Raw genomic sequence first — 26,021 nt, 5'->3', positions numbered from 1 at the left:
GCCATGGCTGGTGGAGGGGTGGACCCCGGCACAAGGCCGGGGTGACGACGGGGGTGACGAGCCGGGCGGACGCATCAGAACAGCTGTCCGTTGATCATCGCGAGGTGATCCGCGATCGGGCCGAGCGCGAGGCTAGGAAGGAAGGTCAGGCCGCCGACGATCAGGATGATCCCGACGAGCAGGCCCACCCACAGCGGCCCCGTGGTCGGGAACGACCCCGCAGTCGCCGGCGTGTACTTCTTCGCGGCAAGGCTGCCCGCGATGGCCAGCACCGGCACGATCATGAAGAACCGCCCAAGCCACATCGCGACGCCGAGCAGGCCGTTGTAGAAGGGCGTGCCCGCGGTAAGGCCGGCAAAGGCCGAACCGTTATTCCCGGTCGCCGAGCTAAAGGCATAGAGGATCTCGGTGAACCCATGCGGCCCCTTGTTGAGCGGTCCGGCGAGGCCCGCCGGAAGGACGGCGGACAGCGCGGTGAAGCCGAGCACGCAGAGCGGGACGATGGCGATCGCCAGCACCGCGAGCTTGACCTCGCGCGCCTCGATCTTCTTGCCGACATATTCAGGTGTGCGGCCGACCATCAGACCCGCGACGAACACCGCGAGGATGGCGAACAGCAGGAAGCCGTAGATGCCCGCGCCGACGCCGCCGATCACGATTTCACCCAGCTGCATGTTGAACAGCGGGATCATCCCGCCGAGCGCGGTGAAGCTGTCGTGCATCGCGTTGACCGCGCCGCACGATGCGGCGGTGGTGACGACCGAGAAGAGCGCGCTGGCGGCGATGCCGAAGCGGACTTCCTTGCCCTCCATATTGCCGCCCATGGCGCCCAGCGCATGCAGGTTCGGGTTGCCCGCGGCTTCGGCCCAATAGGTGACGCCGACGCCGACGAGGAACAGCACCAGCATTGCCGACAGGATCGCCCAGCCCTGACGCGGGTTGCCCACGGCCTTGCCGAAGGTCCAGGTGAGGCCCGCGCCGATCACGAAGATCGAAAGCATCTGGACAAGGTTGGTGAGCGCGGTCGGGTTTTCGAACGGGTGCGCCGAGTTGGCGTTGAAGAAGCCACCACCATTGGTGCCGAGCATCTTGATCGCTTCCTGCGAAGCGACCGGGCCGAGCGCGATCGACTGTTTCGCGCCCTCAAGCGTGGTCGCGTCGATCATGGCGGCGAAGGTCTGCGGCACGCCGCTGGCGATCAGGAAGGTCGCGTAGACGATGCAGATCGGGAGCAGCAGGTAGAGGGTGACGCGGGTGAGATCGGCCCAGAAATTGCCGACCGTGCCGCTCTCCCGCCGCGCGAAGCCACGGAAGATCGCGAAGGCGATGGCGATACCCGTGGCGGCCGAGAGGAAATTGTGGATCGCCAGCCCGAGCATCTGGCTGAGGTTGCTCATCGCGACCTCACCCGAATACCATTGCCAGTTGGTGTTCGCGACGAAGCTGATCGTGGTGTTGAACGCCCCGTCCGCGCCAATTCCGGCCAGCTCGCGCGGGTTCATCGGCAGCACGCCCTGCAGACGCAGGATCGCGTAGGTGAACAGCGCGGTCGCGATCTGGAACATCAGCATATGGACGGCGTAGCGGCGCCAGCCCTGCTCGGCCGCGGGATCGATCCCGCCGAGCTTGTAGAAACCGCGTTCGACCGGCCCTAGCACGACGTGGAGCGGCGTGCGGCGGCCTTCATAGAGTGCGAACAGCCATATCCCCACCGGCTTTGCGAGCGCGACGAGGATGGCAGTGAAGACGAGGATCAGCCCCCAACCCTGAATGGTCATGGCGGTTCTTTCAGAACTTCTCGGGCCGCACGAGCACGGCCAGGAGGTAAAGGAGGAGGCCGAGCGCGGTGAGCCCGGCGAGCGTCAGGTGAAGGCTCATCGCATCAGGCCTCGTCACAGAGGCGGAGATAGGCGAGTGTCACGAGGAAGAGCCCGCCGAGCGCGGCGAGCCAGATCACGTCCTGCATGGGGCAGACTCCGAATGGTTTCGGAGGCTCAATTAGGCGTGTCGGCCGTTAAGGTGCGACGGTGAAAGCCGCACGTGGGCATTAAGAAAGCATATGGATCGCCCGCCACTGGTGGCATTCACCGCTGGGCGCGCGTAATTATCCCCTGATGGAATCCCGCCCCTCGCCCGAAGCCCTGCTCCGCGCCGCCAAGCGCGAGGAACGCGGCAAGCTCAAGATCTTCCTCGGCGCCGCGCCCGGCGTCGGCAAGACGTTCGAAATGCTGCGCGAGGGCGCCGAGCGTTTGAAGGCCGGCACCGATGTGGTCGTCGCGGTGGTCGAGACGCACGGCCGTGCCGAAACCGCCGCGCTGGTTGAGCCGTTCGAGGTGATTGCGCGCCGGACGATCGCCTATCAGGGCCATACCCTGCCCGAGATGGACCTCGATGCAGTCCTGACGCGACGCCCCACCCTCGCGCTGGTCGACGAGTTCGCGCACACCAATGTCGAGGGCAGCCGCCACCCCAAACGCTGGCAGGACGTGCAGGAGCTGCTCGACGCCGGGATCGACGTCTACACCACGCTCAACGTCCAGCATGTCGAGAGCCTCAACGATGTCGTCGCGAGCTTCACTCGCGTGCGGGTGCGCGAGACGGTGCCCGACAGCGTGTTCGAAGGCGCCGAGATCGAGGTGGTCGACCTTCCGCCCGACGAGCTGATCGAGCGGCTGAAGGACGGCAAGGTCTATATCCCGGACGAGGCGACGCGCGCGCTCGGCCATTTCTTTTCCAAGGCGAATTTGTCGGCGTTGCGCGAGATGGCGCTGCGCCGCGCGGCGCTGAGCGTCGACCGCGCCTTACTCGACGAGCTCGACGCGGGCGCGGTGCCCGGCACCTTTGCGGGCGGCGAGCGGGTGCTGGTCGCGGTGAGCGAGCTGAGCGGGTCGGACACTTTGGTCCGCGCGGCCAAGCGGCTCGCCGATGCGCTGCGTGCACCCTGGCAGGCGGTCTATATCCGCACCGCCCGCGCGGAAGGGTTCGACGAGGCGCAGAAGCGACGCATCGCCGATACACTTCGCCTCGCTGCGAGCCTCGGCGCGACGATCGCGACCGTTCCCGCCGAAACGGTGATCGACGGGCTGACCGAGCATGTCCGGATGACCCGCGCGACCCAGCTGGTGATCGGCAAATCGGTGCGCAGCTGGTGGTTCGAGCTGCGTCACGGATCGGTGGTCAACACGATGCTGCGCACCAGCGACGGGCTCGCGGTGCATGTCATCCCGGCGGTGATGTCGGGAGAAAGCTCGTCGCGCGCGCCGCGCCTGCCCGGCCGCTGGGGCAGCCCGGCCATCTATACCGCGATCGCTGCGCTCGTCGGCGGGGCGACGCTGCTCGGCAAGCTGGTCGAGCCGCTGATCGGGCGCGGTGGCGTCGACCTGATCTATCTGCTGCCCGTCATCCTCGCCTCGGGCCGCTATGGCCTGCGTCCGGGCCTGCTCACCGGCATCGCATCGGCGCTGGCGTATAATTTCTTCTTCCTGCCGCCGGTGCACAGCTTCACGATCACCGATCCGCAGAGCCTGCTGACGATGTTCGTGCTGATCGGCATCGCCGCCTTCACCGCGAACCTTGCCGGGCGATTGAAGGCGCGCGCCACGCTCGGCGCCCGCAGCGCTCAGGAAAATGCCGCGGTCGCCGCCTTCGGGCAGACGCTCGCGCGCGTGTCGGACTGGCAGACGACCAGCCAGCTGGTGTGCGAGGAGATGGCGCGGCTGCTCGAGGTCAACGTCATCCTGTTGCGCGAGAAGGGCAGTGAGCTGGTGCGCGCGGGCGCCTCACCGGATACTAGTCCGCTCGGTCCGGTCGATCAGGCGGCGGCGGAGTGGACGATGAAGCGCGGCGAACCCGCGGGCTCGGGCACCTCGACGCTCAATGCCGCCGACTGGCAATTCCATCCGCTGCGGACCGCGCTCGGCGTGCTCGCCGTCGTCGGCCTGTCACGCGACGACGGACGCGAGCCGGTGACCGCGGATCGCGCGGTGCTGCTCTCGACCCTGCTCGGTCAGGCGGCGCTGGCGCATGAGCGGCTGAAGCTGGAGAGCGAGGTCCGCGAGGTGTCGGTGCTCAAGGAACGCGACCGGCTGCGCGCGGCTTTGCTCTCGTCGATCGGACACGATCTGCGGACCCCGCTGACATCGGTCGCGACCGCGATCGAAGGGCTGGGCGTGGAGCAGCCGGACTCCCCCGCGCTCCCGGTCGCGCGAATGGAGGTCGCGCGGTTGCGACGCTTCCTCGACAATCTGCTCGATATGGTCCGCATCGATTCCGGCGCGCTCAAGCTTGCGCCCGAGCCGATCGACCTGACCGATGCGGTCGGCAGTGCGGTCCATGATCTCAAGGACTTGTTCCGCGGCCGTCATATCGACTTGAAGGTTCCCGCGAACCTTCCCTTCGTCACCGCCGACCCGACGTTGCTGCACCATATCCTCATCAACCTGCTCGCCAATGCTGCGCAGCATGGTGGCGAGACCGGGCGGATCACGATCGAGGGATCACGCACCCCAGACGCGGTGCTGCTCGCGATCCGCGATCAGGGGCCGGGGCTGGAACCGGGGATGGAGGCGCGCATCTTCGAGACCTTCGCGCAGGGGCGTGGCAGCGACCGTCAGGGCGGCAGCGGGCTGGGTCTCGCCATCGTCAAGGGCTTTGCCGACGCGATGGAGATCAGCGTGAACGCGAACAACGGCGCGGACAGCGGCGCGGTCTTCACCCTCGCCTTCCCCAACCGGCTGGTTCATTCAGCAACCCAGCCCGTGGAGGACTAGCCGAACAGCCGTTCGGGCCGGATATGCTCTGGCGCGACGCCCTGCGCGCGAAGCGCTTCGGGCCATGGCAGGTCGAACATCAACGCCTCGGTCGCCATCGCCATCGCCGGGGCGGTCTGGAGGCCGTAGCCGCCCTGCCCCGCCAGCCAGAAGAAGCCGTCCGCGTCCGGTGCGAAGCCTGCGGTCGGCACCTTGTCCGCGACGAAGCTGCGCAGGCCCGCCCAGCGCGTGCTGACCCGGCCGACATTGAGCGTCGTCGCCTCCTCGACCCGCCACGCCGCCAGCGCGATCTCATAGTCCTCGGGCTGGACGTCGCACGGCTCGACCGGAGTCACATCCATCGGCGAGGCCAGCAACAGCCCGGCGTCGGGCAGCATGTAGAAGCCCTCATCGGCCACGGTCTTGAGGAACGGCCAGCCCGAGACGTCGAGCTCGGGTGGCGGCGCGAACCCGATGATCGTGCGGCGCAGCGGCTGCAGGCCCAGCGGGCGGACCCCGGCCATGCCCGCGACCGCATCTGCCCATGCTCCGGCGGCGTTGACCAGGATGCGCGCGGCATAGGAACCGACCGGCGTCTCGACCTCCCAGCCATCGCCTGTCCGCGTAATGGATGTGACCGGCGCATCGAAGACCACTTCACCACCCGCACGGCGGAACGCGCGGGCATTGGCCTGAAGCAGCGCGTCGGCATCGAGCTTGCGCCCGCCGGTATCGAGCAGGCCGGCGACGATACCCTCCTCCCCGGTCTTCAGGACCGGGACGATATCCAACATCTCCGCCGGCCCCACGCGCGATATGGTGGTGGTGAACCGGTCCATCTCGACATGCAGCGCTTCGAGCTCGGGCATGGATTGCCGGTCCGCAATGAACAGCGCGGGCTTGGCGGTCCAGAGTGGACCATCATGATAGTCGGCGGGCGGCGCCGCGAAGAAGTCGCTGCTCGCCGCGGTCATCCCGCGCACGGCATCGTTGCCGATCCCGAAATGATAGAAGGTCGCGCTGCGCCCGGACGAATGATAGCCGAGCGCGGATTCGCGCTCGAGCACCACCGTTTCGGCATGTTGCGCAATTCGGGCCGCTGCGGAGATGCCCGCGATTCCACCGCCGATCACAAGGACTTCGACACGTTTGCGCATTTGGAAACTTCTCTCCGGCGATGCCATTCGCGGCACGGGTTAGCATTCGCATTCTAAGACGCGCGGTTTGACGTTAAGCGAACCCTGCAAACAGCGAAGCGCCGGGGATAATCGATGGATCTGAAGCATCTCGAGGATTTTGTCAGCCTCTGCGAGACGCGCAGCTTTTCGCGATCCGCGGCCGCGCGCAACGTCACCCAGTCCGCGTTCAGCCGGCGCATTCAGGCGCTTGAGCTGTGGCTGGGCGCGTCGCTGATCGACCGCAGCACCTTTCCCACCTCGCTCACCGATGAGGGCCGGCTGTTCCGCGAGACCGCGGACGAGGTGCTGAACATGCTGCAGGACGCGCGGAGCGATATGCAGGCGCGGCGCCTGTTGTCGCGCAAGACCGTCAGCTTCGCCGCGCTACACACGCTGGCGCTGAGCGTGTTTCCCGAATGGCTCAAGGATATCGAGCGGACATTGGGGCCGCTCAAGACCGATGTCCTCGCCGACAATTCGCACAATTGCATCCAGTCGCTGGTCGAGGGGGAGAGCGATTTCCTGCTCACCTTCCATCACGACGCGGTGCCGATGTCGCTCGATCCCGAACGGTTTCCATTCATCGTGCTGGGCGAAGACCGGCTGCTCGCGGCATCGCGCTGCGAGGATGGCAAACCGATGTTCGCACTGGACGGCGAAGCGTCGCTGCTGGCCTATGGCCCCAACTCGTTCCTCGGCCGGCTGAGCAATCACGCCGCGCGGGTCTTTGGCGTCCAGTTGCTGACCAGTCATGTCAACGACAACGCTGTGGCCGAGATCCTGAAGGCGATGGTGCTGGCCGGGCACGGCATCGCCTGGCTGCCCGAGAGCCTGATCCGGCGAGAACTGGCGAGCGGCTATCTTTGCGATCTGGGCGCCGATGTGCGGATGGAGATCCGTATGTACCGGTCGGCCGATCGCACGCGGCAATCGGTCGACCAGGTGTGGAAGGCGGCAAGCGCGCTGCCCGCGATGGGCGGCAGGTAACGCCGCAGTTACGCTACTCTGCCCTGCCGCCCGGCGCGGTGAGACGGATCACGCCCACGCCATTCTCGATCCGGATCGTCGTGCCGAGGGGCGCCGACAATTTACGCAGCCGTTCGAGAATCTTGTCGCCATGCGCGCGCGACGCCATGCGCGGCACCCCGCGATCCGCGCCCTTGATCTCCACCCCCAGATCGATCGGGTAGAGCTTGATCTCGGCCAGCTGCCCGCCCGAGGCATAGCGCGAGATCGCGATCACCGATTCATACAGGTTGGGGTCGGAGAAAGTGCGTGTGTTGCGCGCCTGAAGCAGTTCGGGAACGGTCGCGCTTTGCGGATCGACCCCGAACTGGTCGTACATGTCCGGCGCCACCGCATCGAGCGAGTTGTTCATCATCGCGAAGTTGCCGAGCGAGTAGAAGATCGGCTTACCCTTGTAGATCTCGATCCCGCGCAGCTGATGCGGGCCATGGCCCATATAGGCGTCGGCGCCCGCATCGATCGCCTTGCGCGCCAGCTCGATCGCGAAGTCGGCGGGCTCCTGAAAATCATTGCCCGGCTCGTGATTATGGACCGAATAAATCACGAAATTGCCGTTCTGCTTCGCCTGACGGATCGCGCGCAGGTTCGCAGTCAGGTCAGCCGCGTTCATCGAATAGCGATAGTCGAGATGCCTGCCGCCGGTCGCGCCCGGCGCGAAGCGGTTGCCGAACAGCGTCACCGCATCGCCCTTGCGCCCGTCGGTGCGCAGCGGCGACTTGGCCGCAATGGCCGTCAGCGCATCGAATTGCTCAGGGGTGACAAGCGCAGTGCGAACGGTACGCAAGGTGTTGGCGCCAGGGCGGCCGGCCACCTCGCCATAGCCATCGCTTGCGCGCGACATCGGGGTGAAGGTCGAGGTCGCCGAGACCAATGCGATGCGTCCCTTGGGCGCATCGAGATAGCGCGGCGCGCGGGCGGCGGTCATGCTCGGGCCGGTACCCGACCAAACCAGCTTCGCATCGGTCAGGCGCCGCCCGGTTTCCGCCATCCCCTCCACGCCCCAGTCGGTCGAGTGGTTGTTGGCATGGCTGACGATATCGAAGCCGAGACCGGCGACGTCTTCGGGAACGCCCGGGTCGGCGAGGATCCACGTCCCACCCGATTCCGCCTGAGCAACCCCCTTGGTGGTCGCAAGGTCGAGCACCGTCATCTCAAAATTGCCGAAGGTTACGTCCGCGCTGCGCAGCAGGCGCACCATGTCGGGGCTGCGCGCCTCCAGCGTCGCCAGCATCGGCCGCAGATAGATGAGGTCGCCGACCGCGGCGAGCGTGAACTCGTCCGCGATCGGGGTCGTCGGAACCGGCGTGGTGACCAGCGGCTCCTGTGCCGGAGCCGCGGTGAGCGGAAGCATGGCCACAGCGGCCAGCAGTGCGATGCGGACCATGCCCGAGCTCACTTGGCGCCAGCCGCCGCGAGGAGGATACCAAGGCCGACCGACATGCCCTGAACGCTCGCGCCCTTTTCGACATCGATCCATTCGTCGAGCGAATGCGCGCGATCGCCCTTCCCGCCCGAACCGATCGTGATCGCGGGGATGCCGAGGCTCATCGGCAGGTTGGAATCGGTCGAGGAATAGGAAGCGCTCGGGGTCATGCCCTTCGCGGTGATAACGCCGTTCGCGATCCGCACGATCTCAGCGGTCGCGGGCGTGCTGCCCGCGGGCCGGTCGCCGATCATCTTGAGGTCGGCAGAGATCTTGCCTTCGCGCGTGTCGCGCGCGGCATTCTCGGCGTCGACGCTCGCCTGAACGATCGTCTTGAACCGCGCCTCGACCTTGGCGAGCTCGGCGGGATTCTCGGAGCGCATGTCGAACTCGACGAAGATCTCGTTCGGGATCGAATTGACCGATGTGCCGCCGCCGGTGACGCTGGCGGCATAGGTGGTCTTGGGCGTCTTGGGCACCGGGATCGTGTAGAATTCGGTGACCGTGCGGCCCGCCGCGACCATCGGATTGACCAGCCCGAACGCACCATAGCTGTGCCCGCCCGGCCCCTTGAAGGTGACGCGATAGCGCTTCGACCCGACGCCGCCGGTGACGATGCGCTGCGGATTGGTGCCGTCCATCGAGATGAACGCGCGCACGCGATCCTTGTACTTGCCCTTGGTGAACAGATAGCGGACCCCGCGCAGGTCGCCCGGCCCCTCCTCACCGACATTGCCGACGAACAGGATATCGTATTTGGTCTTGATGGCGTTGGTCTTCATCGCGCGCGCATAGGCGAGCAAGACGGCGAGGCTGCGCGTGTCGTCGCCGATGCCGGGGGCATGCAGGCGCGTGCCCTCGCGACGCACCTTCACATTGGTCTCTTCCGGAAACACGGTGTCGAGATGCGCAGCGAGCAGGATGACAGGGCCGCCTGCCGGGCCGGTGCCGCGGTGGAGGCCCATCGCATTACCCTCGGCATCGATCTCGACATCGGTGAGACCCGCTTCAGCCAGCATGTCGCGATAGGCTGCGGCGCGCTTCGCTTCCTTGAACGGCGGCGCGGGGATCTCGGTCAGCTTGACGATTTCCTCGACGATCCGGTCATGCTCGCGATCGAGCTGCGCGGCGGCGGCGCGGTAAGATGCGCTCGACAGCGTCGCCTTCGCGGCCTTGTCTCCCGGCACGTCCGCCGCGGATGCGGTTCCGGCGGCAAGCAGGAATGCAAGGGTTGCAAGAGAAGTCATGATAGAGCCTTTCGTGAAGTCGGTAGCCGCAGTGTTAGAGTACCGGCTAAAATATTTCCCGCGCGAGTTCGCAACCGCTGAGCGCATCCGTCTAATCAGAATCGACGCGGTGAAGGGCGCAGCATATGCAGAGGGGCACAGGCCAGGACAGAACCGCGTGATCGATCCCGAACGCTTTGAGGAACTGGTTGCACGGATCACGGCAGACACGCCGCTGTCCGATGCCGCGCTTGCGGACCTGACCGACGACCGCGAAGCCTATGCATGTGCTTGCGAGCTGGATGTCATCTGGCGGCTGACGGGTGAACTGAAACCGCCATCATCGGACGCCGCATCAACGTGATCGCCATACAGGAACGGGCGTAGCCGATCCTGCAGATGCGCCATCGCGGTGACCATATGCTTCTGGACCATCCGCGTGGTGATCGACAAGCGCGCTGCAACCTCGGGGGTCGCCATCTTTTGATGCCGGCGAAGCTGGAAGACTTCGGAACAACGGGGTGAGAGCTCGGCCAGCGCGGCGTGATAGGCGCGCTCCAGATCGGCCAAACGACGCCCCTGCTCCTGCGACGCCTCCATCGCGAGACAGTTTTCCGCGACACCATCGATATCGACTGAATTGGTCAGCGGCGTGCGCCGCCTTCCCTGATCGATGATCACGTTCAGCGCGACACGGCACAGATAGCCCAAAGGATTGACGATCATCTGCTCGCGACACGCCGAGTGAAATTTCAGGAACGATTCCTGAACCACATCATCGACATCGCCCCGGTTACTGACCCGTGCCGAAACGAATAGACGCAGACGCACTTCCAGTTCTTTGAAAGATTGTTGCGCATACTCCATAGTTGAATGCTGCCCCGTTACCAGGGAAGCGTCCAATGCCGATGTCGAAAGGGGTATTCGGAATTTGCATAACGTGGCTACCCCCTCCCCTATCCCTACGGAATCCGCGGGAATCGCACGTTGCGTGCACGCTCGACGCTGACGGTCAGCGCGATGACCCGGCCGGCTTTGTCGCGCTGGAACCGGAAGGTGCTTCCGTCCCCCTGAAACGCATCGCGATAGACCGGCTTGAGCGCCTGCTGGAAATCGGGACGGTCGCGAATACCCCAGGTCAGCCCATTGGTGCCGGCCGCAATGACATAGGCCGCAGCCACCTCATCGCTCGAATAGGCGCCGGCATAGTCGGCCAGCCTCACCGCGCTCGCAGCGACCGGAGCGGTGCGCAGGTACACCGCGACATTGCCGTCGCGTCCGATCAGCTCGATCCGGTCCTTCGACACGATCCGGCTGTCGTTCGCACGGAAGCGCGCGACATCCAGTGGCGCGCCCGACGCCTGATCGACGAACAGCCCCTCCGGCATCGGCTTGGCGATTTCCGTGTCGGGCGGGGCGGGCAGGAACAAGGCCGCGACCTTGCGCCCCATGCCGGTATCGGCGTTGGCGGCATTGCACAGCAGCGCCACCGACAGCCCGTGCGCCGGGTAGCGGCCGAGCCATGCGCGATAGCCTGCGGTCGCGCCCGAATGCGCAATCTCCTCCGCCCCGTGGAAGCGGTAGTTGAATAGCCCGCGGCCATAGGTGATCTTGCGCCCGTCGCGCAGCGTACTGGGTTCGGACAGCTTGGTGGTCACGAACTTGCCGAGCTTGCCGCTGTCGAGCGCGCGGTTCCAGATCAGCAGATCGCCAACCGTCGTGAGCAGGCCGCCATTGCCGTACGCGTCCTCGAACGGCATGTCCTGTTCATAGCGGCCGTCTTTCGCGTCATAGGCCTGCGCCCGGCCCGGCACCACCTTGCGAAAATTGTCGCGCCACTGGGTGTGCGTCATGCCGAGCGGGACGAAGAACGTCTCGCGGCTGTATTCGGCGAGCGACTTGCCGCTAACCCGCCGGACGATCTCGGTCAGCAGATTATACCCGGTATTGGTGTAGCTCGATTCCGCGCCGGGTTGGTAGTTGAGCGCCTTCTGCTTCGCGGCGATGATCAGGAAGTCATTCTGGGTGTTGATACGCGTGGTGCGCGGCCAGCCCGCGAGCGCGAGCACCGCACCCCAGTCGCGCAGCCCGCTGGTATGGTTGAGCAGCTGGTCGATGGTGATGACCTGGCCATAATCGGGCAGCTCAGGGATGATCGTCCGCACATCGGTGTCGAGCCTGAGCTTGCCGGCATCGATCAGCGCGAGCGCCGCCGCGGCGGTGAACTGTTTCGATACCGATCCCGCCTCGAACACCGTGTCCGCGGAATTATGGATGCCATGCTCAAGGTCCGCCATTCCGTATGCACGGCTCAGCACCCGCTGCCCGGCCCGGTCCACCGCGATGGCGCAGCCCGGCGCGGCGTCCGAGTTGAACGTCGCGAAGATCGGATCGACCTGCGCGGCGGTGACCGGCGTCGCGGACTGGGCGGTGGCGGGCAAGGCTGCCAGCACCGCGACGCCGGTCGCGAGGGCTATGCCCCCGCGGATCGATGCTTTCAGGGCGGGGTAACGTGAGTTCATGGCAATTCCCCCTGTGCGCGTCAGAACCGGATCTTGGCCGAGGTCGAGAAGTAGCGGCCGATCTGATCATAGTGGATCTGACCCGTCGTCGTCAGCGGCGGATCGACATCGAACAGGTTGTTGACGTTGAGCGACAGCGTCAGCTTGTCGATCGTCACCCGTGCACCGAGATCGACATAGGTGCGGGCCGAAATCCGGTTGTTCTCCAGATCCTTCAGCGCGCTGTTCCACATGCCGCCAGCGACATGGCGCACGCGCGCATCGATGCTCAGCGTCTGATCCTGATAGGTCAGGCTACCGCTCGCGCGCCACTTCGGCGTGCCGAACGGAAGTGCCTCACCAACCTCGCCCGCATATTCGATCTTGCTGACGCCGTCGTCGGTAGTCAGGCTCGGCACATAGGTCGCGAGGCCGCGGAACTTGAGCGTGCCCGGCCACGAAGCCGACAGTTTGCTGAGCGGCAGATTATACGACGCCTCGAAATCGATCCCATGCGTCTTGTATTCGGCGAGATTGACGAAGGTCGCGAAGATGTGGCTGATCTTGTTGTCGGTGCCGCGAACGATCTGTCCGCAAAGCGCGGTATTGCCGTTGGCGCAGCGCGTGATGATGTCCTGGCCGCTCAGCGTCGAGATGGCGCCCTTGATGCGGATATCAAAATAGTCGACCGACAGGCTCAGGCCCGGAATGAAGGACGGCGACCAGGATGCGCCGACCGTGGTCGTCTCGCCGATCTCGGGATCCAGCGCCTGGTTGCCACCGCCATAGGTGATGATCTCGTAGCTTCCGTTGCTCCCGTCGGCGACGGTCGACCGGGTGGTCGAGCGGTTGGTGAACAATTCGCTGAGGCTGCCCGAACGAATGTCGCGCGAGCGCGAGACGCGCAGCAGCAGCTCGCTGTAGATGCGGTTGGTCAGGCCCAGCTTCCACGAGTTCACGCTGCCGGTGTTGCTATAGTGGCTGTACCGGCCGGCCGCGCTGAACTCGAGCTTGCTGAAATCCTGATCGAGCAGCGGGACCGCGACTTCGGCAAAGCCCTCCTTGACGTTGAAACCGCCGTTTAGCTCGGAGAAGTTGAAGGTGGTGAAGCCGCGCGCGGCGGAGATCGGATCGAGTCCGCTGGACTCGATCGATTCCCAGCGCGCTTCGGCACCGATCGCGATCGAAACCGGCCCGGCCCACAGCGAGAAGGGATCGCCGCGCAGGCTGACCGCCGCCGTATCGAGCTTGGTGGTGTTGCGGACGTGCGCCGTGTTCGAGAAGGCGTAGGCGACCGCCGCCGGATCGGCATTGCCCTCACCGAAGACATTGAGCGGACGGCATGCGGTGGTCGGGTCGGTCAGCGCGACGCGGCAGATGGGTGCCCCGGTCACCGGATGTGCGACGACATCGATCGCGCGCGTGAAGTTCGCGTCGACCTTCTGGTTCAGATAGCCGCGATCGTCGATCAGCTGGCCGTGGCCGTAATAGGCACTGTACCGCCATTTGCCGCCGCCGAACGATCCGTCGATGCCGATCGCGGCATCGATGGTCTCGCGCGTATAGCCGAACGTGCGATAGCCATAATCCTCGAACACGCGGCCCATGCGGAAGCTGGTCTGGTTCGCCGCGATCAGCCGGTCGCGCACCGCCTTGGGCAGGAAGGGGTTGTCGCGCGAGACGGTGATATTGCTGCCCCCGCGATTGCTTTCGGCATAGAAGGGATATTCCGCCCACATCCGCGAATAGCTGCCATCAACCCACAGCTTAGCGTCACCCAGTTCGAAGCTGGCGCGAGCGTAGCCGTTCAACCGCTGATAGGGCGCCGACAGCGCGGTCTCGTCGCGCAGGCTGGTGCCCTCGCCGCCGACCATCGAGGATCCGTCGTTCGGAGTGCCGAAGCGGAACGGGCGTAGCGTGCCGTCGCGCTCGAACGTCTGCCCGGCAAGCACGCCGGTCGTGATCAGGCCGCCGACGCTGGCGTTGGAATAATTCACGTCCTGCGCGATCACCCGACCGCCGCCCGGCTTGGAGAACAGCGTCGTGCTGCCAAGGTTGGGGCGGGAATCGCGGTCGCGCACGCCTTCGTCGTTCAGATACTGAACACCGATCATCAGGTGACCCGCGCCATCGGCGAAGCGCGTCCCGAAGGTTGCATCGAAGCCGTAGCGGAACGCGTCCTCGCGCGACGAGATGCCGCTCTGCGCACCGATGGTCAGCCCTTCGAGCTTCTCGTTGAGCATGATGTTGACCACGCCGCCGACCGCGCCCGATCCCCACGCCGCCGACGCGCCGCCGGTGACGACCTCGACGCGGCTGATCAGCCCCTGCGGCACGGTGTTGAGATCGCCCGCACCGGTGAAGCGGCGGCCGTTGAGCAAGGTCAGCGTGCGGGTCGAGCCAAGGCCGCGAAGGTCGGCCGGCGACGAGCCCGATGCGGTGCCCGAGAAGTTGGTGACCGGGGTGGTCGATGCGCGGAACTGCGGAAGATCGTTCAGCACCTGCGCGATGCTCGGACGGTCGCCCTGCAGCAGCGACTCGCCGCTCAGCACCGTGGTCGGCGTCGGCGCGTCGAAGCCCGCGCGGTCGATGCGCGATCCGGTGATGACGAGTTCACCCGGCTCCGACGCATCCTCCTCCGCGGCAGGTGCGGCTTGTGCGCTCGCCTCGTCGCTCGCCTGCGCCCATGAAGGCGCCGCGCTGAAGACCAGACCACTTGCCGCCGTGGTGAGCAGCAACAGACCCCGAAGACCCCGAGTTTTCATGTTATCTCCCTGTGCGCCGGGATCGAAAGCCCCGTCGCTTGAGAGAAAGACGCCGCGCCTGCCGCTTTCCGAATGTCCGGACCGAAACTTTTTTGTCACCGGTAACAATCCGCCGCCGTTCAGCTCATGCGGGAGCGAAGCTCTCGGCCTCGGCGGGCGCCTCCATCTCCACCAGCATCCGGCCAAAGGCGCGCGCGGCGGGCGACGCGGCGCAGCGGCTCTGGATCAGCATGAAATCGGCGCTGGGCAGTTCGGGCAGGCCATAGTTGCCGTCGAGGATGCGCATCCCCGGCTCGACATCGCCGCGCATCAGCACCGCGACGGCGAGTCCCGAGCGGACCGCCGCGCGCAGGCCGGTTTCGCTCGGCGAAGTGAAGGCGATGTGCCAGTCGATCGGCGTCGCCTCCAGCCCCGCGACACCGACCAGCCGGTTGATGCAATTAGGGGGGTGGAAGGCGAGCGGCAGCGACGCACCCGGCTGATGCACAAAGTCGTCGGCCGCGACCCAGACGAACTCCGCCCGGCGCAACCTGATCCCGCCCTTCTCGCCCCCCGCACTGGAAAGCACCACGGCGAGGTCGAGCTCCTCTGCCTCGATCATCGTGGTGAGATCGAGGTAAGTGCTGACATGGACGTCGAGCCGTACCGCGGGGAATGCGCGGGAGAAGCGGCAGAGCAGTTTCGGCAACCGCTCGCCCATGAACGCCTCGGGCGCACCGAAGCGGACCGCACCCGCGACCGAGGAGGGGCGGAAGCGCTGCGACAGCGCGTCCAGCCCCGCCAGGATCTGCCGGGCGTGCTGCAGGAAATCCTCGCCATCCTCAGTCAGGGTCAGGCGGCGCGTGGTGCGGCGGATCAGCGGCCGGCCGATCTGTTCCTCCAGCCGCCGGATCTGGTGGCTTACCGCGGGCTGGGTCAGGTTGAGCCGGCGCGCGGCGCTGGTGAAGCCGCCGGTCTCACTCACCGCCATAAAAGCGCGCAGCAGCGAAGGGTCGATATCCATACCCGTCAATTAATTAACATCAATCATGAATACCAGAAAATATAATCATTTCCGTTATCGTCGCCGTGCCTCCAGATAACGCGCCTGCCGTGGCCTTGCCCGGCCATTCGAAAGGCGCTCCCATGACTGAACCTGCCGCCAGCAAGAACAAGCTGGCCCTGCTCGCCATCTGCCTCGGCGCACTGATGTTCGGGCTGGAGATCACCAGCGTGCCGGTGATCCTCCCTACGCTCGAACGCGTCCTGCACGGCGACTTTCAGGACATGCAGTGGGTGATGAACGCCTACACGCTCGCCTGTACCACCGTGCTGATGGCGACCGGAACGCTGGCCGACCGCTTCGGGCGCAAGCGCGTGTTCGTGGCCAGCGTGGTCGCGTTCGGCGCCACCTCCGCGCTCTGCGGGCTGGCGCCGAACATGGATATCCTGATCGCCGGCCGGTTCCTTCAGGGCCTTGCCGGCGGGGCGATGCTGATCTGTTCGATCGCGATCCTCTCTCACCAGTTCCAGGACGCGCGCGATCGTAGCCGCGCCTTTGCAACATGGGGAATCGTGTCGGGTATCGGCCTTGGCTTCGGCCCGCTCGTCGGGAGTGCGGTGATCGCGCTGGCGGGGTGGAAATGGATCTTCCTCATCCACCTCCCCCTCGCCGTGCTGACGCTGGTGATCGCCATCGGCGCCGTCGCAGAATCCCGCGATCCGGACGCAAAGCGCCTCGATATCGCCGGAATCGTCACACTTTCGCTGGCGGTGTTCGGGCTGGTCTATTGCATCACGCAAGGGCCGGCGCTCGGGCTGAGCGCTGCGGGAATGATCGCGGCGGCCACCGTCGCCTGCTTCGCCGCCTTCCTGTTCGTCGAACGGCGGCAGGCGCATCCGATGTTCGACTTCACCGTGTTCCGCAACCGCGCCTTTTCCGGCGCGATCCTCGGCTGTGTGGCGATGAACATCAGCTACTGGCCGTTCATGATCTATCTGCCGATCTATCTTCAGATCGGGCTGGGCTATGATCCGCTCACCACCGGTCTGTGCCTGCTCGCCTACACCCTGCCTGCACTCATCTTCCCGCCGCTCGGGGAGCGTCTGTCGCTGCGCTACGGGCCCGGCACCGTCATCCCGCTCGGACTATTCTCCATCGGCCTCGGTTTCGTCGCGATGAAGCTCGGGAGCGATGCGGCGCAGCCCGGCTGGCTCACGTTGCTGCCCGGCCTGTTGCTCGCGGGGATCGGGCTCGGCATCACCAACACGCCGGTGACCAACACCACCACGGCATCGGTTCCGCCGAGCCGCGCGGGCATGGCGTCAGGCATCGATATGAGCGCACGCCTCATCACGCTCGCGGTGAATATCGCCGTGATGGGCCTGATTCTGGTCACGGGGATCGCGGCAGCACTGCAGCGGGCGGCGGGCGGCCCCGTCGACGCCGACCGGCTGCGCGCCACGGCGGAAGGCATTGCCGCGGGCGATGCCGGTGCGCTCGCGGCGGGCCGGGCGATCCTGGGCGATGTGCCGGACATGGTGGTCCGCAGCGCGCTCGGCGACGGCTTCGGCCTCGTCATGCTCTATGGCGGGATCGGGGCATGGATCCTGGCGGGGTTAAGCTTCGCACTGTTCCGGCCCGGCATGGCACGCGCCGCAAAGCCGTGCCGGGCAGGTTGATCGCCGCCGCCGGCAGTCACGCCGGGTCGAGCACTCCCGCTACGAGCGGCGTCACCTTCGCGACGATCGCGTCTACCCCGGCGGGATTGGGGTGGATGCGATCGGGCAGCATCAGCTTCTGGTCGGTCACCACCCCGTCGAGGAAGAAGGGATAGAGTTTTGCATCATAGCGCTTCGCCAGTTCAGGATAGATCGCGTTGAAGCGATCGGCATAGTCACGGCCCATATTGGGCGCGGCGACCATGCCGGTGAGCAGGATAGGGATGCCCCGGCGCGTCAGTTCCTCGCAGATCGCGGTGAGGTTGGCGCGCGTCTCCTTGGGGTCGATCCCGCGCAGCATGTCGTTGCCGCCGAGGTTGACCATGACGAGGTCGGGCTTGCGGTCCAGCCCGTCGAGCGTGAACGCCAGCCGCCGCAGCCCTGCCGAACTGGTATCGCCCGAAACACCGGCGTTGCGCACCGTTGCTGCGACCCCGCGGGCGGCAAGCGCTTTCTGAAGCCGCGCAGGAAAACTCTCCTGCGGCAGCACGCCATAGCCCGCATAGAGGCTGTCGCCGAACGCCACGACCAGCCGGCCATCGGCGGCTTCAGCGGCGGCTGCAGCGTTCGCCTGCGCCGCCGGCGTCTCAGCGATCGTTTGGTTTGCGGAATTATTCTCGCCCGAACACGCCGCCAGCCCTTGGAGCAGCAGCAGTGCGCCCGCATATGATGCAAGTCTGTTGGCCAAGGGTGTCTGCTCCAAGCATGTTGATCGATCCGGCGGCGGATATCGCAATCCGCGCACGCAATGTCACCCTCACCCTCGGCTCGCGCGAGGCGCCGACCGAGATTCTCAAGGGGATCGATGTCGACATCGCGCGCGGCAGCAGCGTCGCGATCCTCGGCCCTTCAGGTTCGGGCAAGTCGTCGCTGATGGCGATCCTGTCGGGACTTGAGCGCGCGAGCGGCGGCGAGGTCAGCGTGGCCGGGGTCGCGTACAGCGCACTCGACGAAGACGGGCTGGCGCGCGCGCGCCGCGGCCGTGTCGGCATCGTGCTTCAGGCGTTCCACTTGCTCCCGACGATGACCGCGCATGAGAATGTCGCCGTCCCGCTCGAGCTTGCCGGTGCCGCCGACGCCTTCGCCCGCGCCGGAGCCGAACTCGAGGCGGTCGGGCTCGGCCACCGGCTGACCCATTATCCGGTGCAGCTTTCGGGCGGCGAGCAGCAGCGCGTCGCCATTGCCCGCGCCGTGGCGGGGCGCCCTGAGATCCTGTTCGCCGACGAGCCGACCGGGAATCTCGACGGCACCACAAGCGGCGCGATCGTCGACCTGCTCTTTGACCGCCAGCGCGCGGCGGGTGCAACGCTGCTGATCATCACCCACGACCCCGCGCTCGCCGAACGCTGTGATCGCGTGCTGACGATGCGCGACGGCCTGATCGTCGCGGACAGCGCCGCTTGAGCGCCGGGGACGCGCTGGGCTGGCGCGCCAGCTGGGGGATCGCACGGCGCGATCTTCATGCCGGGTTTCGCGGGCTGCGGCTGCTCCTCGTCTGCCTGTTCCTCGGCGTCGCCACGCTCGCCACGATCGGCAGCCTGACCGCGTCGATCACCTCCGAATTGTCGTCGCGCGGGCGCGTGCTGCTGGGCGGCGATGTCGAGGTGGCGATGACCCAGCGTCAGGCGTCAGCGCCGGAACGCGCGGCGCTGGCCGAGCTGGGAACGGTCGGCGACACGATCCGCACCCGCGCCATGGCGCGCCGCGCAACGCCTGCCACCGGCGCGCCCGATGCGGTGCTGACCGAACTCAAGGGCGTCGACACGCGCTACCCGCTCTATGGCAGCCTCACGCTCGCCAGCGGAAGCTACGTCCCGCTCGCACCCGATACCGTGCTGATCGGCAAACCGCTCGCCGAGCGCCTGCTGCTCACCCCCGGGGACCGTATCCGCTATGGCGAGGCGGAGTTCCGCGTCGCCGGGATCATCGCCGACGAACCCGACCGCGTTGGTGAGGGCTTCACGCTCGGTCCGGTCGCGATCGTCTCGCTCGACGGACTGGCGCGCACCGGGCTGCTCCAGCCGGGCGCGCTCTACGAGACCAAATATCGCATCCGCCTCTCCCCCGGCGTAACACCCAAGGAAGCCGTCGACCGCCTCAAGGCGCGGTTCCCGACGGCGGGCTGGGAGTATAAGGATCGCGACCGAGCCGCCCCCGGCGCCGTGCGCTTCTTCGAACGGATGGGGCAGTTCCTCTCGCTGATCGGGCTTGCAGCGCTGGTGATCGCCGGGATCGGCGTCAGCAACGGCGTCGCCTCCTATCTCGGGCAGAAGCGCGGCAGCATCGCGACGTTCAAGATCCTCGGCGCCACCTCGGGCGACATCAGCCGAATCTATCTGCTTCAGATCGGCGCGGCGACCGCGATGGCGGTGATCGCGGGCCTCGCGGTCGGTGCGCTGCTCCCGGTCGCATTTGTCGCCCTCGCCGGCGATCTGCTTCCGGTCGCGCCCGGCATGGGGGTGTTCCCGTTGCCGCTCGCCACCAGCGCGGTCTACGGCGTGCTGATCGCCCTCGCCTTCGCGCTGCCCCCGCTGGCACGCGCACGCACCCACCCCGCCGCCGCTCAGCTGCGCAGCGGAGTCGAGGGCGCGCGCGGGATCGACCGGCGCAGCGTTTTTCTGGTCGCAGCAGCAGGCGCAATGGTCGTCGCGCTCGCGCTTGTCACCGCGCGCGAGCCGATGTTCGCCGCCGCAGTGCTCGGCGCGGTTGCCGCGGTGCTGCTCGTACTGCTCGGCATCGGTGCGCTGATCCGCTTGCTCGCCGCGCGCGTCCCGCGGCCGCGTCGCCCGTTGCTGCGGCTCGCCATCGCCAACCTCTACCGTCCCGGCGCGCAGACGGTCGCGCTGGTGATTGCGCTGGGTCTGGCGCTGACGCTGTTCGTCACCCTCGCCGCGATCCAGACCAGCCTCGATGCAGAGATCACCCGCGCCGTCCCCGAACGTGCGCCGAGCCAGTTCGTGCTCGATATCCCCTCAGAGTCGCGCGATCGTTTCGCCGCACTCGTCAAACGCGAGGCGCCCGAGGCGAAGCTCAACATCGTCCCCTCGCTGCGCGGCACGATCACGGCCTATGGCAAGCAGCGCGTCGCCGATCTCGCGACCCTGCCCGAAGGCGCATGGTTCCTGCGTGGCGAACGCGGCGTGACCTATGCCGACACGCTGCCGCAGGGCAGCGAATTGGTCGCGGGGCAATGGTGGCCAAAGGACTATGCCGGCCCGCCCTTGGTCTCGCTCGATCGCGAGGCCGCACGCATCCTGAATCTTCAGGTCGGCGACACGATGACGGTCAGCATCCTCGGGCGCGAGATCGAAGCGCGCATCGCCTCGCTGCGTCAGGTCAACTGGGACACGATGGGGTTCAACTATGTGCTGGTCTTCTCGCCCAACACGCTGGCCGCAGCGCCGCACAGCCTGACCTCGACCGTCGATATCGACGCGAAGCATGAAGGTGCCGTCTCGCGCGCGCTGCTCGCCGCCTTCCCCTCCGCATCGATCATCGCGGTGCGCGAGGTCATCGGACAGGTGCGCGAGATCCTCGATCAGATGGCGACCGCGATCCTGCTGTCGGCATCGGTCGCGATCCTCGCGGGGATCGCGGTTCTGATCGGCGCGATCGCCGCGGCGCGTCAGGCGCGGACCTATGACAGCGTCATCCTCAAGACGCTCGGCGCGACCCGCCGGCAGATTCTGGCGGCACAGGCGCTCGAATATGCGCTGCTCGCGCTGATGCTCGCCGCACTGGCGCTGGGGCTGGGCACGCTCGCAGCGTGGTACGTCATCACCGGCGTGTTCGAGTTCCGCTGGGCGCCCGACTGGAGCATCGTGCTGGCGACGCTCGGGATCGGCGCTTTGCTCACGCTCGGGATCGGATTGCTCGGCTCGCTGCCGGTGCTGTCGGTGCGGCCGGCGCAGGCATTGCGGCGGCTTTAAATCCCGCGGGAGCGGCTGGCTGGGGCGGAAGGATTCGAACCTTCGGTACACGGCATCAAAAGCCGTTGCCTTACCGCTTGGCTACGCCCCAGCATGCGCGGAAGGCACGCCCTTAGAGCGTGCCTTCCGGCTTGAAAAGGGGGTCAACCGAAACGATGCACCCAGCCATGCGTATCGGGCGCCTGCCCGCGCTGGATTGCGGTGAGCCGCGCCTTGAGCGCCTCGGTCACCTGCCCCGGTCCGCCGCTGCCGATCGTGAATTCGCCGTCGCGGCTCTTCACCTCGCCCACCGACGTCACCACCGCGGCAGTGCCGCAGGCAAAGGTCTCGACCAGCTTGCCGCTTTCCGCATCCGCCTTCCACTGGTCGATCGCATAGGGCTCCTCACGCACCGAAATGCCCTGCTCGCGCGCCAGCGTCAGGATCGATTCGCGGGTGATGCCGGGTAGGATCGTGCCGCCCAGCGGCGGGGTCACCATGCTGCCGTCGTCGAACACGAAGAACAGGTTCATGCCGCCCAGTTCCTCGACCCAGCGGCGCTCGACCGCGTCGAGGAACACCACCTGATCGCAACCCTCGCGAATCGCCTCGGCCTGCGCGACCAGGCTCGAGGCATAGTTGCCGCCGCACTTGGCCGCACCCGTCCCGCCCGGAGCGGCACGCGTGTAATGATCGGAAACCCAGATGGTCACCGCCGGCGCGCCGCCCTTGAAATAGGCACCCGCCGGAGAAGCGATGACGAGATAGAGATATTCAGACGCAGGCTTCACGCCGAGGAACACTTCGCTCGCGAACATGAACGGGCGCAGGTACAGCGACCCGCCCTCGATCTGCGGAATCCATTCGCGGTCGGCATTCACCAGCGCTTCGATCGATCCCAGGAACAGGTCGTCGGGCAGTTCGGGCATCGCCATACGCTGCGCCGATTCGCGGAAGCGGCGGGCATTCTCCAGCGGGCGGAACAGCGCGGTGCCGTCGTCGCCGGTGCGATAGGCCTTGAGCCCCTCGAAAATCTCCTGCGCGTAATGAAGCACCGCGGTCGCGGGATCGAGGCTGAGCGGTCCGCGCGCTGTAATCTTCGCGTCATGCCAGCCCTTGGCATCGGACCAGCGTACCATCGCCATATGATCGGTAAACAGCTTGCCGAACCCGGGATTCTCAAGAAGCGCCGTGCGCTCGCTGGCTTCGACCGGATTGGGGTTGGCTTCGAACTCGAACATCGCGCTGCTCACTTCACTCTCTCTCCTGTTCAAGGCGTCAGCACCATCACGCCTATGGCATCCAAGATGCCGGTTGCGCAGGCGTAAGCCCGATGGCAAAACAGGTCAACATGGCTGTCCCAACTGCTTCCCCGCTGTTCCTGCGCGAAGCCGAAATCCGACGCGGCGTCGAGCTGCTCTATTTCGGCTACAGCCACCTGACGCGCTCGATCGATGAGGGGCTGGCGGCGCAAGGCCTTGGCCGCGCGCATCACCGCGCGCTCTATTTTGTCGCGCGCCAGCCGGATTTGACGGTGGGCGAGCTCATCGCCCTGCTCGCGATCACCAAACAATCGCTGGGCCGCGTGCTCACCGACCTCACCGATCACGGCCTGATCGAGACCCGTCCGGGCCATGAGGATCGCCGCCAACGCCTGCTGCGCCTGACCCCGGAGGGCGCTGCGCTCGAGGCACAACTGTTCGAATCGCTGCGCGACAAGCTCGCAGCTGCGTATTCAAGCGCGGGTCAGGGCGCAGTCGGCGGCTTCTGGGCAGTGCTGGAGGGCCTGATCCCCGAAGCCGAGCGCAAGCGCGTCTCGGCCCTGGGGCGTTAGTTCACGCGATCTTGAACCCCTCCTTGTTCATCGCCCTGGTGAGCAGCGCGTTCTTCTCTTCCGTCAGTTGCGTGCGCAGTGCCGGGAACAGCCGCTCCTCCTCCTCGTCCATATGTTCTTCCAGATCGGCGCGGAATTTCCGCACCTTCTCGAGGAACAGCGGACTCGTCTTGGGCATATTCTCGAGCTCGTAGAGATACTGCTTCACATAGCCGTGCTCGCGGGTCAGCTCGTCGGCCTCATCGACCCTCCCCGCCTCACGCAGCGCGGGATAGATCACATTTTCTTCCTCGATCGCATGCTTGGCCAGCGCATGCTTGATCTGGCCGAGCAGCATCATGCGGCGCCCCAGCGCCTTGTCCTCGGTCGCCTCGATCGTGTCGAACAGCTTGAGCACTGCCTGATGCTCGGCGATCAGCCCGTCCATCCAGTCGCCGGCAAGCGCGGTCGGTGCCTGAACCACGGCCTTGCGGCCCAGCAGCGCCAGCACGCCCAACGCCGCGCCGCCCGCGACGGCGCCGGCAATCGAGCCGTAGCCGCCGAACCAGGAGCCATGTTCTTCCTTGAACCGGCCCTTGCTGTCGCGGGCCTGTGTCTCCGTCGCCATGATGTGCCTCCATCGAAAGGGTGTGGCACATCAACCCATTAGCGGTGGCAGCGTTCCCCGCTATCCGCGCGCCGCAGCCGCCATTTCGGCGTTCCGTCGCGCGGATGCGGCGAGTGTCTCGACCAGCAACCGGCTGAGCGCATCCTCTGCATCGAGGACGCTCAGCCCCGCCCGGGTCGACCCGCCCGGGCTCGCGACCCTATCCGCCAGTGTGCCGGGAGAGTCGGCGGATTGCGCCGCCAGCAACGCGCCCCCTTCAACCGTCGCCAGCGCCAGCCGCACTGCCTGATCGGCCGGAATCCCCAACGCCTCCCCGGCTCCGGCGAGCGCATCGATGAAGCGATAGACGAACGCCGGCCCGCACCCGGCCAGCGCGGTCACCGCGTCGAACCGCGCGGCTTCTACCCATTCGACCAGCCCGAGCGGCGCCATCAGTGCGTCCGCCGCCGCGCGTGCCTCCGCACCCGCGCCGTCCGAATGCAGCGCCACCACACCCTTGCCGATCTCAACCGGCAGGTTGGGCATCGCGCGCACGATCGCCTGTGCGTCGAACCGCGCCGCCAGCGCGGCTTCCTCCGCCCCGGCCAGGATCGAAACGAGCAGCGGCGCCCCGGCGATCCGCCCGGCAATCTGCCCCGCGATCTCGTCGATCTGCTGCGGCTTTACCCCCAACATCACCGCGTCGGGCAGTGCACCATCGGGCAGCACCCGTCCCTGCCGCACCCCCTCGGGCAACTCACGGTCGCCGCGATTGAGGACGAACACGTCTTCGCCCTGCACGGTTCCGGCTGCGATCCAGCGCCGCAACATCGCTCCGGCCATATTGCCGCAACCAATCAGCCAAAGGGTTTGGGGAACCATTACATATATCTCCAACCGTCACCCCGGCCTTGTGCCGGGGTCCACCGTGCAGCAGGTGATGCCGCCAGAGCCGCGAGCGCGATCCCTGCGGCAAGCTGGCCCCCGGCACAAGGCCGGGGTGACGAGGTGCCGAGAGAGTTACGGCCTAGTTGCGCGTATCGACAGGATGCCTCACCCTGAGAGGATGAAAAGCTACGCGATCTTCCCGACGTTCGATCTGGAGGAGAATGACGAACGCTCGCGCCTGTGCATCGAGGTCGTAACTACAATCGTTGTCGAAGCCCTGCGACAGGGAGGGGATCACTTCCACTATGCCGTGGATTGGCTCGATCCCGGCGCGGCGCCCGACAGCGGCATATTCAATCCCGACATCGCTCAGCCGCATGTTCGACAGCTCGGAGATGCTGACGCGCTCTATGAGCGCATCAGGAAATCCGTTGATCCGTACAACGCATTGGGTTCCACGGTGCGATCGATAGCGACATGCCGCTCAGCGACATTCGGCTATGACGGGCAAGCGTTCCTCTGCTTGCGGCTTGAAGACAAACTGCCGACCACGCCGGACCCATCGTTGGCGGTGGTTGAGGAACGGTGTGAGTACGTTACTCAAACCGATTATTTCGATGGTTGGGTGCCAGGCGACGCCGCACGCACGGACGACAGCTGAACACCCATAGTGGGGCCCTAAGCCTCGCCCTGTGTCTCGATCAGCGCGGCGGCCAGCGCTTCCTTGGGGCTCTTCCCACCCCACAGCACGAACTGGAACACGGGGTAGAAGCGCTCGCACTCGTCGATCGCGCTTTCGACCAGCAATTCGGTCTGGGCGAGCGTCATCGATGCGCCGTCATCGCCCGGGATCATCGCGGCGTGACGGAACAGCAAAATGCCGCTCGACGACCACAGCTCGAAATGGCCGATCCACAGCTGTTCGTTGACCAGCCCGATCGTCTCATAGATGTCGCTGCGCCGCTCATCGGGCACGCGCACGTCGGGAAAGCCCAGGAACTGGAGCACGCCGTCATCCTCGCGCCAGATCGCGCGCAGCTCATATTCGGTCCAGCTACCCTTTACGCGCGCGACGATCTCGTCGTCCTCGCGCTCATGGCTCCAGCCATGCGCCGCGTAATAGGTTTCCAGCATGTCGATTGGCGCGGCATCGTCGCGCTCATATTCGCTCTCATCGAGCATCCGGTCGTCCTCCGCCCGGCCCTTGCCTGTGCGCATGGGTGCCTTGCAGCGCTGCG

21 protein-coding genes and 1 tRNA gene are annotated in these 26,021 nt (G+C 66.4%); 7 read left to right on the top strand and 15 right to left on the bottom strand.

Annotated features, from left to right (window positions below; translation table 11 throughout):
- Window positions 1–74: 74 nt before the first annotated feature.
- Together kdpA and AC07NK_RS09235 are read right to left on the bottom strand one after the other, a co-directional pair.
- Window positions 75–1,778, bottom strand: coding sequence for a potassium-transporting ATPase subunit KdpA (gene kdpA / locus AC07NK_RS09240; protein WP_495170271.1), 1,704 nt, complete (start codon window positions 1,776–1,778; stop codon window positions 75–77).
- A gap of 10 nt (window positions 1,779–1,788) precedes the next feature.
- Complete coding sequence (locus AC07NK_RS09235) at window positions 1,789–1,878, bottom strand: potassium-transporting ATPase subunit F (RefSeq protein ID WP_495170270.1); 90 nt, start codon at window positions 1,876–1,878, stop codon at window positions 1,789–1,791.
- A 236-nt stretch (window positions 1,879–2,114) separates the two neighbouring features.
- Here AC07NK_RS09235 and AC07NK_RS09230 point away from each other — a divergent pair, with 236 nt between their 5' ends.
- Complete coding sequence (locus AC07NK_RS09230; RefSeq protein WP_495170269.1) at window positions 2,115–4,769, top strand: DUF4118 domain-containing protein; 2,655 nt, start codon at window positions 2,115–2,117, stop codon at window positions 4,767–4,769.
- Here the strand turns inward: AC07NK_RS09230 and AC07NK_RS09225 are convergent.
- Window positions 4,766–5,905, bottom strand: coding sequence for an NAD(P)/FAD-dependent oxidoreductase (locus AC07NK_RS09225; RefSeq protein WP_495170268.1), 1,140 nt, complete (start codon window positions 5,903–5,905; stop codon window positions 4,766–4,768). The two genes, AC07NK_RS09230 and AC07NK_RS09225, sit on opposite strands and share 4 nt — an antisense overlap.
- A gap of 114 nt (window positions 5,906–6,019) precedes the next feature.
- Between AC07NK_RS09225 and AC07NK_RS09220 the strand changes: the two genes are divergently transcribed.
- Window positions 6,020–6,913: a LysR family transcriptional regulator gene (locus AC07NK_RS09220; RefSeq protein ID WP_495170267.1), complete on the top strand. Its 894-nt coding sequence runs from the start codon at window positions 6,020–6,022 to the stop codon at window positions 6,911–6,913.
- Between the two features lie 13 nt (window positions 6,914–6,926).
- Here the strand turns inward: AC07NK_RS09220 and AC07NK_RS09215 are convergent, their stop codons facing one another.
- From AC07NK_RS09215 to AC07NK_RS09190, 6 genes are all read right to left on the bottom strand, one after another.
- Window positions 6,927–8,336, bottom strand: coding sequence for a CapA family protein (locus AC07NK_RS09215; RefSeq protein ID WP_495170266.1), 1,410 nt, complete (start codon window positions 8,334–8,336; stop codon window positions 6,927–6,929).
- An 8-nt stretch (window positions 8,337–8,344) separates the two neighbouring features.
- On the bottom strand, window positions 8,345–9,622 hold the full coding sequence (locus tag AC07NK_RS09210; protein WP_495170265.1) for a M20/M25/M40 family metallo-hydrolase: 1,278 nt from the start codon (window positions 9,620–9,622) through the stop codon (window positions 8,345–8,347).
- A gap of 258 nt (window positions 9,623–9,880) precedes the next feature.
- Window positions 9,881–10,468 carry an RNA polymerase sigma factor gene (locus AC07NK_RS09205; RefSeq protein WP_495170264.1) on the bottom strand — a complete coding sequence of 196 codons (588 nt, stop codon included), beginning with the start codon at window positions 10,466–10,468 and terminating at the stop codon, window positions 9,881–9,883.
- A gap of 95 nt (window positions 10,469–10,563) precedes the next feature.
- Entirely contained in the window at window positions 10,564–12,123 is a 1,560-nt protein-coding gene (locus AC07NK_RS09200) for a serine hydrolase domain-containing protein (RefSeq protein WP_495170263.1), read from the bottom strand.
- Between the two features lie 20 nt (window positions 12,124–12,143).
- A complete protein-coding gene (locus tag AC07NK_RS09195; RefSeq protein WP_495170262.1) occupies window positions 12,144–14,867 on the bottom strand; it encodes a TonB-dependent receptor plug domain-containing protein in 2,724 nt (907 codons plus the stop codon).
- A gap of 124 nt (window positions 14,868–14,991) precedes the next feature.
- The gene (locus AC07NK_RS09190) at window positions 14,992–15,870 is read right to left on the bottom strand and encodes a LysR family transcriptional regulator (RefSeq protein WP_495170261.1); all 879 of its coding nucleotides are present in this window, start codon (window positions 15,868–15,870) and stop codon (window positions 14,992–14,994) included.
- A 122-nt stretch (window positions 15,871–15,992) separates the two neighbouring features.
- Here AC07NK_RS09190 and AC07NK_RS09185 point away from each other — a divergent pair, with 122 nt between their 5' ends.
- Complete coding sequence (locus AC07NK_RS09185; RefSeq protein WP_495170260.1) at window positions 15,993–17,528, top strand: MFS transporter; 1,536 nt, start codon at window positions 15,993–15,995, stop codon at window positions 17,526–17,528.
- A gap of 16 nt (window positions 17,529–17,544) precedes the next feature.
- Here AC07NK_RS09185 and AC07NK_RS09180 read toward each other — a convergent pair whose 3' ends face one another.
- Entirely contained in the window at window positions 17,545–18,255 is a 711-nt protein-coding gene (locus AC07NK_RS09180) for an arylesterase (protein WP_495170259.1), read from the bottom strand.
- Between the two features lie 17 nt (window positions 18,256–18,272).
- On the opposite strand from AC07NK_RS09180, the gene AC07NK_RS09175 reads away from it, so the two are divergent.
- Both AC07NK_RS09175 and AC07NK_RS09170 read left to right on the top strand, forming a co-directional pair.
- Window positions 18,273–18,971 (top strand): ABC transporter ATP-binding protein, encoded by a 699-nt coding sequence (locus AC07NK_RS09175; RefSeq protein ID WP_495170258.1) that lies wholly within the window; start codon window positions 18,273–18,275, stop codon window positions 18,969–18,971.
- Window positions 18,968–21,496 (top strand): ABC transporter permease, encoded by a 2,529-nt coding sequence (locus tag AC07NK_RS09170; RefSeq protein ID WP_495170257.1) that lies wholly within the window; start codon window positions 18,968–18,970, stop codon window positions 21,494–21,496. Before AC07NK_RS09175 ends, AC07NK_RS09170 begins: the two co-directional genes overlap by 4 nt.
- 16 nt (window positions 21,497–21,512) lie before the next feature.
- Here the strand turns inward: AC07NK_RS09170 and AC07NK_RS09165 are convergent.
- Together AC07NK_RS09165 and AC07NK_RS09160 are read right to left on the bottom strand one after the other, a co-directional pair.
- Window positions 21,513–21,587: transfer RNA gene (locus tag AC07NK_RS09165), tRNA-Gln, on the bottom strand.
- Between the two features lie 52 nt (window positions 21,588–21,639).
- Entirely contained in the window at window positions 21,640–22,716 is a 1,077-nt protein-coding gene (locus tag AC07NK_RS09160; protein WP_495170360.1) for a branched-chain amino acid aminotransferase, read from the bottom strand.
- A gap of 110 nt (window positions 22,717–22,826) precedes the next feature.
- Between AC07NK_RS09160 and AC07NK_RS09155 the strand changes: the two genes are divergently transcribed.
- Window positions 22,827–23,309: a MarR family winged helix-turn-helix transcriptional regulator gene (locus AC07NK_RS09155; protein ID WP_495170256.1), complete on the top strand. Its 483-nt coding sequence runs from the start codon at window positions 22,827–22,829 to the stop codon at window positions 23,307–23,309.
- Between the two features lies 1 nt (window position 23,310).
- On the opposite strand, the gene AC07NK_RS09150 is transcribed toward AC07NK_RS09155, so the two are convergent.
- Together AC07NK_RS09150 and proC are read right to left on the bottom strand one after the other, a co-directional pair.
- On the bottom strand, window positions 23,311–23,916 hold the full coding sequence (locus AC07NK_RS09150; protein ID WP_495170255.1) for a hemerythrin domain-containing protein: 606 nt from the start codon (window positions 23,914–23,916) through the stop codon (window positions 23,311–23,313).
- 60 nt (window positions 23,917–23,976) lie between these two features.
- Window positions 23,977–24,777 (bottom strand): pyrroline-5-carboxylate reductase, encoded by an 801-nt coding sequence (gene proC / locus AC07NK_RS09145; RefSeq protein WP_495170254.1) that lies wholly within the window; start codon window positions 24,775–24,777, stop codon window positions 23,977–23,979.
- 184 nt (window positions 24,778–24,961) lie between these two features.
- Between proC and AC07NK_RS09140 the strand changes: the two genes are divergently transcribed.
- Window positions 24,962–25,444: a hypothetical protein gene (locus AC07NK_RS09140; protein ID WP_495170253.1), complete on the top strand. Its 483-nt coding sequence runs from the start codon at window positions 24,962–24,964 to the stop codon at window positions 25,442–25,444.
- 17 nt (window positions 25,445–25,461) lie between these two features.
- Here the strand turns inward: AC07NK_RS09140 and AC07NK_RS09135 are convergent, their stop codons facing one another.
- Window positions 25,462–25,965, bottom strand: coding sequence for a type III secretion system chaperone family protein (locus AC07NK_RS09135; protein WP_495170359.1), 504 nt, complete (start codon window positions 25,963–25,965; stop codon window positions 25,462–25,464).
- Window positions 25,966–26,021: the final 56 nt, after the last annotated feature.

The sequence above is a fragment of the Sphingomonas sp. GW821-FHT09B04 genome (assembly GCF_059418285.1).
Note: the sequence above shows the minus strand (reverse complement) of the source record. Positions and strands in the feature narration are given on the sequence as shown.